Raw genomic sequence first — 16,391 nt, forward strand, 5'->3', positions numbered from 1 at the left:
GCTTGACTCTTTTCCGACCCTCTGGAATCCATAGGAACATAACAGGAACGGATTGCAGGAGCAGGCCATGGCGACCATCGCCACGGCGCGGGAAACCCTTTTTGCCTTGCGTCGACAGATCGCCCGGATCGAGGGCACGCCCGCCGAAAGGCTGGAGGTCGTCCCGGCCGGCCCGCCGCCGGAAGGAGAGACCGTGCTGCGCGAGCGGGGCATGGCGCTGCGTCCGGATTCCCATGGAGGCGGTCTTCTGGCCACGGGCGCGGCTGCCTTCGACACCGCGCTCGGCGGCGGCCTGCCGCGCGCCGCGCTGACGGAGATTCACGGCGCGGAGATGCGCAATGCCGGCGCGGTGGCGGGCTTTGTACTGTGCCTGGCGGCGCTGTCGCTTCCCGCAGGCCTGCCCTTCCTGTGGATCGCCACCTCCGACACCCATCGCGAAGCCGGCATGCCCCACGCGCCCGGGCTCTGGTTCCGTTTCGGAATCGCGCCCGAGCGCATGCTCTTCTGCGAGACGGCCAGGCTCGACGATGCGCTCTGGGTGGCCGACGAAGCCGCCGCCCTCTCCTGCGTCGGCCTCGTGATCCTGGAACTGCGCGGGGCGGCACGGCGTCTCGACCTGACCGCCACCAGACGGCTGCATTTTCGCGCGCGCGACGCCGGCCGGCCGGTGCTGCTCATCCGCCATTCCACCCTGGCGGAGGCGACCGCGGCGCCCGTGCGCCTCCTCGTCTCGCCGGCAGCGTCGGGACTGCGCTCCACCGTGTCGGGTCCGCTCCCCGGCTCGATCGGTCCGCCTGCCTTCTGCGTCGACCTCGACAAGAGCCGGACCGGCGCGTCCGGCAGGTTCGAACTGGAATGGAACGCCCATGACCGCACTTTCCGGCACAGACGGCCAGAGGATCCTGTCTCTATGGTTCCCCTATCTCCCGATCGAGAGCGTCTGGCGGCGTCGGCTCGGCCGGACCTGGCGGGCCACGCCGGCGGCCGGGCGACCGCCGCTGGTGGTCAGCCGGCGCGAAAGGAACGCGCAGCGGATCGCCGCTCTCGACGAGCAGGCTGAGGCGCTCGGGCTGAAGCGCGGCACCGGCATCGCCGATGCCCGCGCCATGCATCCGTCTCTGGAGGTGGTCGAGGCCGATCCTGCAGCCGAGGAGCGGCTCCTCGACGGCCTTGCCGACTGGTGCGACCGCTATACGCCCCTGGTCGCGCTCGACGGGTCCGACGGACTGCATCTCGACATCACCGGCTGCGCCCATCTCTTCGGCGGCGAACGGGCGATGCTGGACGATCTCCTGAAGCGCCTGCGCGAGCAGGGATTCAGCGCCCGGGCCGCGATCGCCTCGACGGCCGGAGCGGCCTGGGCGGCGGCCCGTTTCGCCCGCGGCATCATTCTGGAGGCAGGCGCGGAAGCGGCCTTCCTGCGTGACCTGCCGCTGTCGGCGCTCCGGCTCGACGCTGCCGTCTGCGCCGGCCTCGAAAGCGTCGGGCTGCGAACGGTGGGGGCCATTCTCGAAGCTCCGCGCGCGCCGCTGGCCCGACGGTTCGGCCGCCTCCCGCTCGCCCGGCTCGACCAGGCGCTGGGCCATGCCGAAGAGGCGCTCTCGCCACGGCTCCCTGTGGCGGCCCTCTCCGTGGAGCGCGCGCTGGCCGAACCCGTGCAGCGGATGGAGGATATCGAGGAACTGGTCCTCATGCTGGCGACCACCGCGCGCGCCAGCCTGGAAACCCGGGGCGAGGGCGCCAAGGTCATCGAACTGGCGCTCTTCAGGGTCGATGGTGCGGTCTGCCGGGTCGGCGTCGGCACATCGCGGCCGATGCGCGACCCACGCATGATCCAGCGTCTGTTCCGCGAACGCCTGGCCGTCACCACCATCGATGCCGGCTTCGGCTTCGATCTGGTGCGGCTGAACATGCGCGAGAGCGCGCGCTTCGAGACCCGGCAGGGCGATCTCGCCGGGAACGGCAGAGCCGCCGACGAGGAGGATCTGGCGCTCTTCGCCGACCGCATCTGCGCCCGCCTCGGCCGGGCGGCGATCAGCCGCCCGACGCTGCGGGAAAGTCACCTCCCGGAGCGCGCCGTGGCGTTCGTCCCCTTTGCCGACGCGCCGCCTTCCGAAGGCAGAGACGCGCCGGGTCCGCGCAGGGGCGCCGCCGGCCCTCCCGGCCTCGTCCCGGCCCCCCGGCCGGGTGCACGCGAGCGGCCGATCCGCCTGCTGCCACGGCCCGAACCGGTCGAGGCCTCCGCCGAGGTCCCCGACGGACCGCCCTTCTCCTTCCGCTGGCGCCGCACGCTCTATCGGGTCGCCCGTGCCGAAGGGCCGGAACGTCTCGCGCCCGAATGGTGGCAGGCCAGCCGGGACGCGCGCACCCGCGACTACTTCCGTGTCGAGGACACCGCCGGGCGACGCTTCTGGCTCTGCCGCGAAGGTCTCTACGACGGAACCGCGGCCGTGCCGCGCTGGTTCATGCACGGACTGTTCGCATGACCGTCGCCGACGATGTGACGAAGGCCGCCCCGGCCTATGCCGAGTTCGCCGTCCAGTCGAACTTTTCGTTCCTGCGCGGAGCCTCCGCGCCCGAGGAGCAGGTGGTCATGGCCCGGCGCCTCGGCATTTCGGCCGTCGGGCTGGCCGACCGCAACACCGTGGCGGGTGTCGTGCGGGCCTGGAAGATGGCGCAGAAGGAGGGCCTACCCTATCATCCCGGTGCCCGGCTGGTCTTTTCCGACGGCACGCCCGACATGCTCGCCTATCCGCGGGACCGCGCGGGCTGGGGGCATCTCTGCCGCATGCTGACGGAAGCCAACGAAGCGGGCGTGAAGGGCGCGCCCGACCTGAAGCTCGGCGGCCTGATGACCTGGGGCGACGCCATGTCGCTGGCCGTGCTGCCGCCGCTCGGCGAGGACGGCGCCGGCGAACTCGACCTCCTGCGCCGGCTGGCGCGGCGCTTCGGCCGCGCCGTCCGCGTCGCCGTGGCGCCCGCCTTCGACGGCAACGACCGCTGGCGGCTGGAGCAGGCGGCTCGACTGGCCGAGGCAGCCGGCCTGCCGCTGATGGCGGTGGGCGAGGTGCTCTATCACGAGCCGGGTCGGCGTCCGCTGCAGGACGTCGTCACCGCCATCCGGCTCGGAACGCCGGTGGCACAGGCCGGGTTCGAGCTGCGCGCCCATGCCGAGCGGCACCTGAAGCCGCCGCGCGAAATGGCAAGGCTCTTCCGCCGCCATCCGCAGGCGCTGGCCGAGACGCTCCGCTTCGCCGGCGAGCTGTCCTTCTGCCTGTCGGAACTCAGTTACAACTACCCGGACGAGGCGACGCGCGACGGCGCCACCCCGCAGGAAGAGCTTGCCCGGCTGACCTGGGAGGGCGCGGCACGGCGCTATCCCGAAGGCGTCCCGGAAAAAGTGTCCGCCATGATCCGGCACGAGCTCGCCGTAGTGGAGCAGCTGACCTATGCGCGCTATTTCCTCACCGTCCACGACATCGTCCAGTTCGCGCGCCGAGAGGGAATCCTCTGCCAGGGGCGTGGATCGGCCGCGAACTCCATCATCTGCTTCTGCATCGGCATCACCGATGTGGGACCGGAGATCATGGATCTCCTGTTCGAGCGCTTCATCTCGCCCGAGCGCAACGAGCCGCCCGACATCGACGTCGACTTCGAGCACGACCGCCGCGACGAGGTGATCGCCTATATCTATGAGAAGTACAGCGCCAGGCGCACGGCTCTCGCCGCCTCGGTGGTCACCTATCGCAGCCGTTCGGCGCTTCGCGAGACGGCGGCCGCGATGGGCCTGTCGCAGGACGTCATGGCGGCGCTGTCCGGCTCGATCTGGGGCTGGTCGAGCGCCGGCCTCGGCGGCGAGGAGGCGAAGGCCGCCGGCCTCGACATGGCCGAGCCGCTGACGCGCCATCTGGTGGACCGCGCCAACGAGATCCTCGGCTTCCCGCGCCATCTCTCCCAGCATGTCGGCGGCTTCGTCATCACCCGCGACCGCCTGGACGAGATCGTGCCCATCGTCAGGACGGCGATGGAGGAACGCCGGATGGTGGAATGGGACAAGGACGACCTCGATGCCGTCGGCATCCTCAAGGTCGACATCCTGGCGCTCGGCATGCTGTCGTGCCTGCGCCGCGCCTTCGATCTCCTGGCGCGGCACTACCCGGACGATCACCCGCAGCGGCTGACGCTGGCGACCATCCCGAAGGAGGATGCCCGGGTCTACGACATGATCTGCCGGGCAGACACGATCGGCGTCTTCCAGATCGAGAGCCGGGCGCAGATGACGATGCTGCCGCGGCTGAAGCCCCGTGCCTTCTACGACCTGGTCATCGAGGTGGCGATCGTGCGGCCGGGACCCATCCAGGGCGACATGGTGCATCCCTATCTGCGCCGGCGACAGGGGCTCGAGGAGCCGGAATATCCGCGTCCGGAGCTGAAGGCCGTGCTGGAGCGGACGCTGGGCGTGCCGCTGTTCCAGGAACAGGCGATGAAGATCGCCATCGTGGCCGGCGGCTTCACGCCCGGCGAGGCCGACCAGCTGCGCCGCGCCATGGCCACCTTCCGACGGGTCGGCACCATCGGCACGCTGCGCCGGAAGATGATCGAGGGCATGGTCTCCCGCGGCTACGAGCGGGATTTCGCCGAGCGCTGCTTCAAGCAGATCGAGGGCTTCGGCGAATACGGCTTTCCGGAGAGCCACGCCGCCTCCTTCGCCCTGCTGGTCTATGCCTCGTGCTGGTTCAAGACCTTCTATCCGGACGTCTTCTGCGCCGCGCTCCTGAACTCCCAGCCGATGGGCTTCTATGCGCCCTCGCAACTGGTCCGCGACGCCCGCGAGCACGGGGTCGAGGTGCTGGAGCCCGACGTCAATCACTCCTGCTGGGATGGAACTCTGGAGGATGCACCTTTCGACAGGACGCGGATCGCAGCCCGACATCGCGAGATGCGGGACGTGATCCGCACCCGCCATGCGGTGCGGCTCGGCCTCCGGCAGATCAAGGGATTGCGGCAGGACGAGATGCAGCGGCTGGTGGAGCGGCGGCAAGCCGGCTACGATTCGGTCCGCGACCTGTGGCTGCGGACGGGCCTGCCCCGCCCGACGCTGGAACGGCTGGCGCGGGCGGATGCCTTCCGCTCGTTGGGACTCGACCGGCGCGATGCCCTCTGGGCCGTGCAAGGCCTGGACGACACCAGGACCGGCGGTTTCCTGCCGCTGCTCGACGACCCGGCGCTGAAGCTCGCCGATCACGAGCCGGAAATGCGGCTGCCCGCCATGCCGCTCGGCGAGCACGTCATTCACGACTACCGCACGCTGTCGCTCTCTTTGAAGGCCCATCCGGTTTCGTTCCTGCGCCGGCGCCTCGCCGCGGAAAGGGCGGCCGAGAATGCCGCGCTCGAGACCGTGCGAAGCGGAACGCGTGTTTCCGTCTGCGGCCTGGTGCTGGTGCGGCAGCGGCCGGGGTCCGCCAAGGGCGTCATCTTCATGACCATCGAGGATGAGACCGGAGTGGCCAACGTCATCGTCTGGCCGAAGGTCTTCGAGCGATTCCGGGCCATCGTCATCGGCTCGCGGCTCGTCAGGGTGCGGGGAAAGGTCCAATCGGAGTCGGGGGTCATCCACGTCGTGGCCGAAGCGGTGGAAGACATCACGTCACGCCTCGGCGATCTGTCGGAGGAAGCCCATCTCATCATGACGCTGGCCAATGCCGACGAGGTTCGGCGACCGGTTGTCGAGCAGCGCGAGAAGGCGACGAAGGGGTCGCGCCTAGCCGCCCTCATAGAGGAGATCCCGGGCCTGCGGGAAGACTATCAGGCTCTGGCCCGGCGGTCAGGCGCGGTGATGCCGAAAGGCCGCAACTTTCACTGAAGGATCGGGGACCGGAGGGCCGGCGCGCTCCCGTCTGCCGCAAGCCGCGGGCCGGCCTCGACGAAGGTGGAGCTTGGTTACCGCTCCGGCGGATCGTCGCGAAGCGAGCGCGCTTCCGAGGGAAGCATGATCGGGATACCGTCCCTGACCGGGTAGGCGAGCCGTGCGCTTTTGGAAACCAGTTCCGAGCGTGCGGCGTCGTAGACGAGCGGTCCCTTGCTGATCGGGCAGGCGATCAGCTCGAGGAGTTTGGTGTCGATCACCGCGACGCGTTCACCCTCGGCCATGCCTGCCTCTACTGAAGGCTGGCGCCGGCGCCGTCACCGCTGCGCGCCAGCGCCATTTCGGTGATGGCGATCAGGGTTTCCGCCCGGGTCCTGAGATCGGGCGCCTCGAGCAGCGCCTGCTTCTCGACCGCGCCATACGGCGCCATCATCGAGAGCGCGTTCACGAGCATCGCGTTCTCCGCGCGGCTGATCGACTCCCAGTCGGCCTCCAGCTCATTGGCCTTGAGATAGGACCGGAAGGCCTTCAGCAGCGCATCCCGGTCGACCTCGGCCGCCTCCCGCTCGAGGTCGAGGTCACCCGCGAAGACCATCGCCCTGCACCGCCGGAACGCCTCGCGCGTAGCGACCTCCTCGACGATGCGGAAGCGACAGACACCCTGCAGCGAGATCAGATAGCGACCGTCGCCGGTCTCCGTGAAGGAGGTGAGACGACCCACGCAGCCGACCTCGCAAAGTTCCGGCTCTCCGTCCGGCCGAATCCCGCCGTCGAGCCGCGGCTGGACCATGCCGATCAGGCGGTCGGACGCCAGCGCCGCGTCCACCATCTCGACGTAGCGCGGCTCGAAGATGTTGAGCGGCATCCGTCCGCCAGGCAGGAGGAGCGCGGCCGACAGGGGGAAGACGGGCACGGTGGATGGAAAGTCGGTCGGATTCCGATAATGCGCGTTTCCAGCTTGCAACGGGATGGGCCTCCTGCGGGATTGCCCTGGAATCTGGAACATCTGATCCGGACGGCAATGCCACCATCCGGATTCTCGCACGTCTGCGGTCAGGAGAACAGGACCGACGACAGCCGCCGCCTTGCCGACAACGTCGCCGGATCGGTCATGCCCCAGGCTTCGAAGAATTTCAGCAGTTGAGCCCGCGCGCCGTCGTCGCGCCAGCTGCGATCGGCCTTGATGATGTGCAGCAGGCTGTCGGCCGCTTCTGCCCGCAGGCCCTGCGCATTCTGGATCAGCGCAAGATCGAAGCGCGCGTCGTGATCGTCGGGATCCTGCCCGAGCCGCTGCAGGAGCTCGCGCGGATCGCCGAGAGCGGCGACCTCCTCCGCCAGTGCCAGGCGCGTTCGGGCGCTCGCGAGTTCGGCCGGCTCCTTGTCTTTCACCACGGCCTCCGCCAGCACGGTCCTGGCCGATTCCAGATCTCCCAGATCGACCAGCAGGCCGGCAAGCGCCCCCGATGCAACCGGATGGCCGGGCACCGCCTGCAGAATGCCGCCATATATGGCGCCCGCAGCTTCGAGATCGCCCGCCTGGAGAGCGGCGGCCGCATCGGCGAGGGCGTCCTGCACGGGATCGGCTGCCTCGCCGCCCACCTTCTTGATGAAGGCCTTCACCTGGCTTTCCGGCAGGGCTCCCATGAAGCCGTCGAGCGGGCGCCCGTCGCGGAAGGCGATGACGGCCGGGATCGACTGGATCCCAAGCTGGCCGGCGATCGCAGGATGGTCGTCGATGTTCATCTTCACGAGCTTGACCGCACCACCCGCCTCGCGAACCGCCTTTTCGAGCACGGGCGTCAGCTGCTTGCACGGCCCGCACCATGGCGCCCAGAAATCGACCAGGACGGTCTGCTTGCGGGATTCCTGGATGACATCGGCCGCGAATCCCGCAGTCGTCGTGTCCTTGATCAGGTCCCCCGCGGGTCTGGCCGCAACAGGCGGTTCCATTCCGAAGCTGATTTCGGTGTCGTATCCGCCGTTCGATCCGGCGAAGGGGTTGTCCCGGGTGCTCATGTCTCAGGCTTTCCGATTCTCAGGCGAGGTTGCCGTCATGTGGCGATGCAGTGGCGAGGTTCAAGACCAGAGGAACGTGGCCCGTCGCCTCGGCAAAACGAAGCAGATCGCGGCTTGCGATGGTCGTCGTCGCCTCGTTCGTCAATGGATGACAGTTCACGACGTCATTCTGCATCAAGGCGGCATCGAGGACCAGAGTCACCTGCGACCCGACGTCGTTGATGACGCCGAAGGCCGTGACCGCCCCCGGTTGTACGCCGAGCAGATCCCACAGCGCATCCGGCTTGCCGAAGGAGACGCGTCCGGACGCACCGATCGTCTGATGGACGGTCTTCAGGTCGACCTCCGCGTCCTCGCCGACCGTGAGGAGGAAGTATCGTCCCTTCTTGTCCTTCACGAAGAGGTTCTTGGTATGCGCGCCGGCAATCTCGCCCCGCAGGGCCTGGGATTGCTCGACGGTGAAGAGAGGCGGGTGATCGACCGTCGTCGTCTCGATCCCGAGGCCCTCGAGATAGGCCATCAGATCCGCACGCGTCCTCGCCATTTCGGTTCCCTTCCGTTCCGGGAATCCCTCTAGGAGAATGCCGGCCGCTCGGCAAGCGGCGCGGCCGGACCCAGCATCACCGGAAGTGGCAGCTCACCGTCCCCTGCGGACCGAAATCCGCGACGATGGTGTCGCCATGGCGCGCTTCCACGGGGCGGATGAACGATCCGGCGAGAACGATCTGCCCTGCTTCGATCCGGTCGCCATAGCGCGCGAGGCGGTTCGCCAGCCAGGCGACGCCCCGCGCCGGATTGTTGAGGACACCGGCGCCGAGGCCGGTCTCCTCAACCTCCCCGTTGCGCGAGACGATCGCGCCCATCCAGCGCATGTCGACCTGGTCCGGCGGCATGGCGCGTCCGCCGAGCACCAGGCCGGCATTGGCCGCGTTGTCGGAGATCGTGTCGACGATCGTCCGGGCCCGGCCGGTTGCCGGATCCACGCGGAGGATGCGGGTATCGAGGATCTCCAAGGACGGCGTCACATAGGCCGTCGCCGCCAACACGTCGAAGACGGTGACCCCGGGCCCCGCCAGCGGCGCCTTCATGATGAAGGCCACCTCTGCTTCGATTCGCGGCTGGATGAATCGGTCCGGCGGGATCGCGGCGCCGTCGTCGAACAGCATGTCGTCGAGGAGTACTCCCGAATCAGGCGTGTCGATCGCCAGCGCCTGCTGCATGGCCTTGGAGGTGAGGCCGATCTTCCACCCGATGACCCGCCTCCCCGCGGCGCGCTTGCGCGCGACGAATCCCGCCTGCACCGCATAGGCATCATCCATGGTCATGCCGGGATAGGCGAGCGACAGCAGCCCGGTCTGAACCCGGGTCCGCTCGGCCTCTTCGAGCTTTTCCGCCGCGGCGGCGATCTCCCTCTCGGAAAGCAGCATCACACGGTCTCCTCCCGTACGCCGTTGCGCAGGACGCCGAGGCCTTCCGCCTCGATTTCCACCACATCGCCGGGCTTGAGCCAAACCGGCGGATCGAGTCGTGCGCCCGCGCCTGTCGGCGTTCCCGTCACGATCACGTCTCCCGGCACGAGCGTCGTGAAGGTCGAGACGTAGGCGATGATCCGGCGGAAGGAGAAGATCATGCGGCTCGTCCGGTCATGCTGCCGGACCTCTCCGTTGACCCGCGTCTGAAGCACGATGTCGGCGATCTGCGCCTCGTTGGTGTAGGGAACCAGCCACGGACCCATGGACCCGGTGCCGTCGAAGTTCTTGCCCTGTGTGACGTTGAACTTGGCATGACGCACCCAGTCGCGGATCGTGCCTTCGTTGCAGAGCGTGAGGCCGGCGACATGGTCAAGCGCTCGCGCTTCCGGAATTCGCCGCCCCGACCTGCCGATGACCAGTGCGATCTCGCCTTCGTAGTCGAGCTGGATGGATTCCGGCGGCCGGTTCAGCGGATGTCCGTGGCCGACGAACGAGGACGGGAACCGCACGAAAAGCGAGGGGTTGCCGGGCGCGGCCTGCCCGTCCTTGTACTCTTCGTTGCGGTCCGGATAGTTCACTCCCACGCAGATGATCTTCTCCGGCTGCGGAATGGGAATCCCGTATCCGATGTCGCTTGCGGGAAAATCGGCTTCGAGGCCGGTACCCTCCTCCGAAAGCCCAGCCAGGGCATGGGCGGCCACGACTTCGCGCAGGCTCGGCCACCGGTGGCCGTGCCGCCGCGACAGGTCGACGATGCCGGCCCCGGTCTCGATCCCCCAGCCAGGGCGATCACGGTGGGTGAAACTGACGAACCGCGTCGGCGCGCTCATGGCCTGGTCCTCCTCGCCGTCATGCGGCATGCAACGGCGCCAGCCGTCAAGGCGCCACGATCGGCTGCGCCGCGAGCGTGGGTTCGCCGATCGCCGTGTCCGCGAAGGGCGTGCCTTCCTCGAACCAGCTCTTCGGCGCCGGCGCCCCCCACAACGTCTGTCGCTGCGGATCCTTCAGATCCCACCGCATCGGCTCGTGGTCGGGATCGATGGTGAGATAGTCCGAGCAGTAGATCTCGATGCGGTGGCCGTCGGGATCGCGGACGTAGAGGAAAAAGGCGTTGGAGATGCCGTGGCGTCCGGGCCCGCGCTCGATGCTGGCGAGATAGCCCGTCGTCGACATCAGGTCGAGCAGGTCGATGATGTTGAGCGGCGTCGGCACCCAGAACGCCACGTGGTGCAGCCGCGGGCCCCGGCCATTCGTGAAGGCCATGTCGTGCACCCCGCCCTTGCGGTGCATCCAGGCCGCCCAGAGACGCTTCGTCTCCTCGTCCTCGGTGTACTCGCTGACCCGGAAACCGATGTCGTTGTAGAAGCCCACCGAGGCGTCCACATCGGTGGAGAAGCAGTTGAAATGATCGATCCGCAGCGGCTTGACGCCCTTGTAGAGGGCGTACTTCTGGTGGATCGGCGCGAGCCGTTCCATGGTTGCGTAGAATTCGAGCGGAATGCCCTGCGGGTCGCGGGTTCGCAAGGTGCGGTGCTGCCAGGGCCGCTCGACCCACTCCACTGCATGCCCGCGGGCCGACAGCCAGGCATGTGCCTTGTCCAGATCCTCTTCGGCATAGACCTTGAACGCAAGGTGGCCCGCCGAGGGTCGGTCCGACTTGCGCAGGATGACGCAGTGATGATTGCGCTCTTCCATCGCCCGCAACGTGATCAGCTCGTCGTCCTCGTGCGTCACCTGGAGCCCGAGCGTGTCGACCCAGAAGGCCCGCGACCTGGCGAGGTCCGTGACGTTGAGTTCCACATGGCTCAGTCTGACGATGTGGAATGGTGGATAGAGGTTCGGTTTCGGCAGGGGCATGGCAATCCTCCCAATGTGTCGTCGTGAGCCTAGGGGGCGGCGGCGGCGCGGATCTTGATCTCGATCAGTCCGGGTCAGCCGCCGAGCCTGGCGATCGCATGTGCTCCGGTGGCGAATGCGACGTTCTTGGTCTCCATGTAGAAGTCGAACGACCAGTCGCCGCCGTCGCGCCCGATGCCCGAGTTCTTGATCCCGCCGAACGGTGTGGGCAGGTGCCGCACGTTCTCGGAGTTCACCCAGATCATGCCGGCCTGTAGCGCATCCGTGAACCGGAAGGCGCGCGTCACGTCGGAGGTCCAGAGATAGCCCGTCAGTCCGTACGGGACGTCGTTTGCGAGCGCCAGCGCTTCCGCCTCGTCGCGGAAGGGGATGGCGGTGAGCACCGGACCGAAGATCTCTTCCTGGGCGATCCGCATGTCGTTGCGCGCATTGGTGAACAGCGTCGGCTCGACGTAGCACCCCCGGCCGAGTTCACCGGTCGTGACCTTCGCGCCACCAGCCGCGATGGTAGCGCCCTCCCGTCGCGCCGTCTCGACATAGGACAGGACCTTCTTCTCGTGATCGGGATGGATCAGGGGACCGATCACGGTCTTCGGATCGAGCGGATGCCCGATCGGGATGCGCCTCGCCTTTTCCGCCACGGTGGCGGTGAAGGCGTCATGGATGCTGTCTTCGACGAGCAGGCGCGACGACGACGTGCAGCGTTCGCCATTGAGGGAGTAGATCATGAAGACGGCCGCATCTGCCGCCCGCTCCAGATCGGCATCCGCAAAGACGATGACCGGATTCTTGCCCCCCAGTTCGAAATGGACGCGCTTCAGCGTGTCCGCTCCCTGCTTCATGATCAGCGACCCGGTGCGGCTCTCGCCCACGAAGCCGATCGCCTTGATGTCGGGGTGTTCGGTCAGCGCCCGGCCGGCCTCCTCGCCATAGCCGTTGACGAGGTTCCAGACACCCTTCGGCAGCCCAGCCTCCTCCGCGATCTCGACGAGCAGGCGTGCCGAAAGCGGCGAAAACTCGGCCGGCTTGTGAACCACCGTGCAGCCGGCCGCGAGCGCGGGCGCGATCTTCCAGGTGGACAGCATGAAGGGCGTGTTCCACGGCGTGATGATGCCGACGGGTCCGATCGGAACCCGTGTCGTCATGTTCACCTGGTCGGGCGCCCGCAACGTCCGTCCATCGCGGGCTTCGGGCGCCCGATCGGCGAAGAAGCGGAAGTTTTCCGCACCCCGAAGCGCCGCCTTCGACATGAACTTGAGCGCCTGGCCGGTGTCCATGCATTCGACGAACGCGATTTCCTCCGCGCGCTTGACGATCGCATCGGCGATCCGGTGCAGGAGCGCCTTACGCGCGTCGCCGTTCATCGCGGCCCAGGCAGGAAAGGCGGCTTTCGCCGCCTTGGCGGCGCGCTCGATATCCGCCACCGTCCCGCGGGCCACGGTCGCGAGCGGCGCCATGTCGATGGGCGACACGCTCTGAAACGTCCCGCCATCGGCGGCAGCAACGCTCTCGCCCCCGATATGGTTCATCACGCCGTCCTTGCGGAAGCGGGCGAGATAGTCGTTTGCTTTGGCGAGATTGGTGGCCAGGTCGGACATGGGCTTCCCTACGTTGCGGCGCGAAGCCGGGGGTGCATGGCGTTGCGCTTCCAGCTGAGCACGGGGTCGATTTCCCGGATCTCCAGCGAGAGCGCGAAATGCGGCTCGGCGAGAAGAGGCGCCACGACATTGGATACGGCTTCGAAGATCGCCTTGCCCGCGCGCTCGCGGTCCTCGGAGGCGCGGCCGGCGCCCATGCGCAGGCTCATGTCGATAAACGCGTTTCGCGGCAGTCGATCGGCGATCGCATAGGCGTCGCAGCGAATGGCGCGAACGCGCAGAGCGCCGAGTTCGAACAGCCCGCAGGCGGCCAGCGCTTCGTGGACGACGTCGCAGACGCGCTGCATGTCGACCGCGCCGTCGAGGTTCGACGAGTACTCGATCGAGACGTGCGGCATGGATCACCTTCGTGGGTTGATTAACGCGTTAACTAGTTCGCTTCGTCGTGTCAACATGCCATGCCTGCGCGGCTGCTTCACGTGAAACCGCTCGGCATCAGGATCGTCCATTCATCGCCTCTGGCCTGCGGTCTGGGTCGTGATATGGAGAGGCATGGCACAGAAGAAGTCTCACGAGGTCGACGGCTGGCTCGCGCGACCGGATCCGGCAGCCGTGATCGTGCTGGTCTACGGACCGGACAGGGGGCTGGTGTCGGAGCGTGCGAAACGGTTCGCCGGGGGAACCGGACTCGACCTCGACGACCCGTTCTCCGTGGTAAAGCTCGAAGCAGGCGAGATCGAAGGTGATCCGGGGCGGCTGATCGACGAGGCTTCCACCGTGTCCATGTTCGGGGGACGGCGGTTGATCTGGCTGCGCAATGCCGGAACGCACAAGGCAATCGCCGAAGCGGTGAAGGCTCTCTGCGAACGTCCGCCGCAGGACGCCATCGTCCTCGTCGAGGCGGGAGACCTGAAGAAGAACGCGCCCCTTCGCACGGTCGCGGAGAGTGCACGATGCGCGATGGCACTGCCCTGCTACGCCGATGAAGGCCGTTCCATCGACCAGCTTCTGGACCAGGAACTTCAGGCGGCGGACATGATGATCACGCTCGAGGCGCGCCAGCTCCTGAAGTCGCAGGTCGGAGGAGACCGCCTCGCGAGCCGTGGCGAGATCCAGAAGCTGATACTGTACGCCGCCGGGCGCGCTACGATCGAGGTCGCAGACGTCGAAGCATCCTTGGGTGACGTGGCTGGTGTCTCGGCCGATCAGGTCGTCGATGCGATGCTTCAGGGGCGTCTCGCCGAGATGGACGAGAAAATGCAGCGCGCCTTGTCGGCCGGGACCGCCCCGTTCCTGCTTCTGTCGACGACGATGCGCCAGTTCCAGTTGCTGTCCGCCCTGCGCGCCGACATGGACGTCTCGGGACGCAACGCCTCGAGCGTCGTGGCAGGTGCGCGCCCTCCCGTCTTCTTTGCCAGGCGGACGATCGTCGAACATGCCCTCGCACGGTGGACGAGCGACGCCTTGGCCCAGGGCCTCGACCGGCTGCAGCAGACCGTTCTGCTCACCCGTAGACGTCCGGAACTGGCGGTCGAGGCGACACGTCAGACCCTGCTGGCATTGGGCGTGCAGTCGGCCCGCCGCGGCTCCTGATCGTACGACGGAGCGCCGCAGCGCTTCGTCCCACCGGGTGGATAGTCCCGGGATTTCAGATCGGCCCGAGGAGAGGAAGAGTGAAACGGATCCGGTCGGGCTTGTCGCGCCGCCTCGCGCCTGGTTCCGACGGGATGCAGCGATCCTAGAGCTTCGCTCCGCGCGCTTCAGATCTTTGGGTCCGCGCCTGTCGTCGGACCCAAACCGGTGCCCGCCCACCTTTTCGCGACATGTTCGGCATCGGCATGCGCGGAACTGGCGTCAATGTGCCTGAAGACGACGGCAGAGGTCATCGAGCTGCTCCAACGAACTGTAGCTGATCCGCAGTTCGCCGCCACCGCTCTTGTGGTTGATGGTCACGCCAAGTCCGATCGCGTCCGAAAGCAGCCTCTCGAGCGCTATGGTATCGGAGTCCTTCTCGCGCGGCGCCTCCTTGGGCTTGCGTTCACGGTCATGGCCGGCCTTGGCGTCAGGCGTCTGCGCAAGAGCCTCCGCCTGGCGCACGGACAACCCTTCGGACACGATGCGCTGAGCGAGCGCCATGGGCTGATCCACCGTAACGAGCGTCCGCGCATGGCCCGCCGAAAGAACGCCATCCGTGAGCATCTGACGCACGTCAGGCGGCAGCTTCAGCAGCCGTAGCGTGTTCGCGACATGGCTGCGCGATTTGCAGATGACCTGAGCGAGATCCGCCTGGGTGTAGTGATGCTCGTCGATGAGGCTTTGATAGCCTGCCGCTTCTTCGACCGGGTTCAGGTCGCTGCGCTGTACGTTCTCGATGATCGCGATTTCCAGAGCGACGCGATCATCGACCTCACGCACGATGACGGGAACATCCGTCACACCAGCCTGTTGAGCTGCACGCCAGCGACGCTCGCCGGCGATGATCTCGTACCTGCCGCCCGGGGAGGGTCGGACCACGATCGGCTGGACGATTCCATGCTCCTTGATGGAGGCGGCGAGATCGGCCAGATCAGCCTCGGCGAACCGGCGCCTCGGATTGCGCGGATTGGCCGCTATGAATTCGATCGGCACCTTGCGGTCGGACGGAGCCGCCTGACGTCCGGGACTGGCGGGCTTGTCGATTTCACCGATCAGCGCTGCGAGACCGCGGCCGAGCCGCTTGCGGGAGAGATCTTCGCTCATCTGTTTGCCCTCGCGGTTGGTGCTGTTCTACGCTGCCCGAAGCCGCCGCTCCCGGCGGATGACCTCCGACGCGAGCTGCAGATAGGCCTGGCTGCCGGTGCACTTCAGATCGTAGAGAATCGCCGGCTTGCCGTAGGAGGGCGCCTCCGACACACGGACGTTCCTCGGAATGACCGTCTGATAGACCTTGTCTCCCATGTGCTGGCGAACGTCATCGACGACCTGATTCGCCAGGTTGTTGCGCCCGTCAAACATCGTCAGCACGATACCCTGGATTTCGAGGGCCGGATTGACTGAAGCCCGCACGCCGCCGATGGTCTCCAGCAGCTGGCTCAGGCCTTCGAGCGCGAAGAATTCGCACTGCAGGGGAACGAGCACCGAATCGGCGGCTGCCATCGCGTTGATGGTCAGGAGATTGAGTGAAGGCGGGCAATCGATCAGCACGTAGTCGAAGCTTCCCGACGATGACACTGGTCCGCGCAGCGCATTTCGCAGCCGCAGAGCCCGATCCGGCGCGCCGGCAATCTCCATCTCGACACCGAGGAGATCCATCGTGGACGGAACGATCGAAAGCTCCGGGACGGCAGTCGATGTCGCGGCCTCGACGATGGAAGCGGTCCCGAGCATGACGTCGTAGGACGAGATATCCCGGTCCTTCCGATCGATCCCCAACCCTGTGCTGGCATTCCCTTGCGGATCGAGGTCGACGATGAGCACCTTTTCACCGATGGCGGCAAGGGCCGTCGCCAGATTGATGGCCGTGGTCGTCTTGCCGACTCCGCCCTTCTGGTTAGCGACAGTGATGATCCTGGCTCCGTTGAGCATCATATCCCGCTTCCGCTG

Annotated in this window: 15 protein-coding genes; 4 read left to right on the forward strand and 11 right to left on the reverse strand. The window is 67.3% G+C overall.

Going from position 1 to position 16,391, the window contains the following annotated elements; translation table 11 throughout:
* Positions 1-67 precede the first annotated feature (67 nt).
* The 3 genes from IAI54_RS29025 to IAI54_RS20430 are packed head-to-tail and all read left to right on the forward strand — an operon-like array spanning position 68 to position 5,863.
* On the forward strand, positions 68-1,060 hold the full coding sequence (locus tag IAI54_RS29025; protein WP_235679118.1) for an ImuA family protein: 993 nt from the start codon (positions 68-70) through the stop codon (positions 1,058-1,060).
* Positions 1,002-2,486, forward strand: coding sequence for a DNA polymerase Y family protein (locus IAI54_RS20425; protein ID WP_235679119.1), 1,485 nt, complete (start codon positions 1,002-1,004; stop codon positions 2,484-2,486). Before IAI54_RS29025 ends, IAI54_RS20425 begins: the two co-directional genes overlap by 59 nt.
* Positions 2,483-5,863, forward strand: a complete 3,381-nt coding sequence (locus tag IAI54_RS20430) for an error-prone DNA polymerase (protein WP_187968938.1) — start codon at positions 2,483-2,485, stop codon at positions 5,861-5,863. Before IAI54_RS20425 ends, IAI54_RS20430 begins: the two co-directional genes overlap by 4 nt.
* A gap of 77 nt (positions 5,864-5,940) precedes the next feature.
* On the opposite strand, the gene IAI54_RS20435 is transcribed toward IAI54_RS20430, so the two are convergent.
* The 9 genes from IAI54_RS20435 to IAI54_RS20475 form a co-directional block, all read right to left on the reverse strand.
* Positions 5,941-6,150 carry a Trm112 family protein gene (locus IAI54_RS20435; protein WP_187968939.1) on the reverse strand — a complete coding sequence of 70 codons (210 nt, stop codon included), beginning with the start codon at positions 6,148-6,150 and terminating at the stop codon, positions 5,941-5,943.
* A gap of 8 nt (positions 6,151-6,158) precedes the next feature.
* The gene (locus IAI54_RS20440) at positions 6,159-6,830 is read right to left on the reverse strand and encodes an LON peptidase substrate-binding domain-containing protein (RefSeq protein WP_187968940.1); all 672 of its coding nucleotides are present in this window, start codon (positions 6,828-6,830) and stop codon (positions 6,159-6,161) included.
* Between the two features lie 89 nt (positions 6,831-6,919).
* Positions 6,920-7,882 (reverse strand): thioredoxin, encoded by a 963-nt coding sequence (trxA, locus tag IAI54_RS20445; RefSeq protein WP_187968941.1) that lies wholly within the window; start codon positions 7,880-7,882, stop codon positions 6,920-6,922.
* 19 nt (positions 7,883-7,901) lie between these two features.
* Entirely contained in the window at positions 7,902-8,426 is a 525-nt protein-coding gene (locus tag IAI54_RS20450; RefSeq protein ID WP_187968942.1) for a prolyl-tRNA synthetase associated domain-containing protein, read from the reverse strand.
* Positions 8,427-8,502: 76 nt separating this feature from the next.
* Positions 8,503-9,306, reverse strand: coding sequence for a 2-oxo-hept-4-ene-1,7-dioate hydratase (gene hpaH, locus IAI54_RS20455; RefSeq protein ID WP_187973262.1), 804 nt, complete (start codon positions 9,304-9,306; stop codon positions 8,503-8,505).
* 2 nt (positions 9,307-9,308) lie between these two features.
* A complete protein-coding gene (locus IAI54_RS20460; RefSeq protein WP_187968943.1) occupies positions 9,309-10,184 on the reverse strand; it encodes a fumarylacetoacetate hydrolase family protein in 876 nt (291 codons plus the stop codon).
* Positions 10,185-10,230: 46 nt separating this feature from the next.
* Positions 10,231-11,211, reverse strand: coding sequence for a 3,4-dihydroxyphenylacetate 2,3-dioxygenase (hpaD, locus tag IAI54_RS20465; RefSeq protein WP_187968944.1), 981 nt, complete (start codon positions 11,209-11,211; stop codon positions 10,231-10,233).
* Positions 11,212-11,285: 74 nt separating this feature from the next.
* On the reverse strand, positions 11,286-12,809 hold the full coding sequence (hpaE, locus tag IAI54_RS20470) for a 5-carboxymethyl-2-hydroxymuconate semialdehyde dehydrogenase (RefSeq protein ID WP_187968945.1): 1,524 nt from the start codon (positions 12,807-12,809) through the stop codon (positions 11,286-11,288).
* A gap of 8 nt (positions 12,810-12,817) precedes the next feature.
* A complete protein-coding gene (locus IAI54_RS20475; RefSeq protein ID WP_187968946.1) occupies positions 12,818-13,207 on the reverse strand; it encodes a 5-carboxymethyl-2-hydroxymuconate Delta-isomerase in 390 nt (129 codons plus the stop codon).
* Between the two features lie 154 nt (positions 13,208-13,361).
* Between IAI54_RS20475 and holA the strand changes: the two genes are divergently transcribed.
* The gene (gene holA / locus IAI54_RS20480; RefSeq protein WP_187968947.1) at positions 13,362-14,402 is read left to right on the forward strand and encodes a DNA polymerase III subunit delta; all 1,041 of its coding nucleotides are present in this window, start codon (positions 13,362-13,364) and stop codon (positions 14,400-14,402) included.
* 261 nt (positions 14,403-14,663) lie between these two features.
* On the opposite strand, the gene IAI54_RS20485 is transcribed toward holA, so the two are convergent.
* Together IAI54_RS20485 and IAI54_RS20490 are read right to left on the reverse strand one after the other, a co-directional pair.
* Positions 14,664-15,548, reverse strand: a complete 885-nt coding sequence (locus tag IAI54_RS20485; RefSeq protein WP_187968948.1) for a ParB/RepB/Spo0J family partition protein — start codon at positions 15,546-15,548, stop codon at positions 14,664-14,666.
* A gap of 27 nt (positions 15,549-15,575) precedes the next feature.
* Positions 15,576-16,376 (reverse strand): ParA family protein, encoded by an 801-nt coding sequence (locus tag IAI54_RS20490; RefSeq protein WP_187968949.1) that lies wholly within the window; start codon positions 16,374-16,376, stop codon positions 15,576-15,578.
* Positions 16,377-16,391 lie beyond the last annotated feature (15 nt).

Origin of the sequence: Aquibium microcysteis (assembly GCF_014495845.1) — a bacterium.
GTDB classification, from domain to species: domain Bacteria; phylum Pseudomonadota; class Alphaproteobacteria; order Rhizobiales; family Rhizobiaceae; genus Aquibium; species Aquibium microcysteis.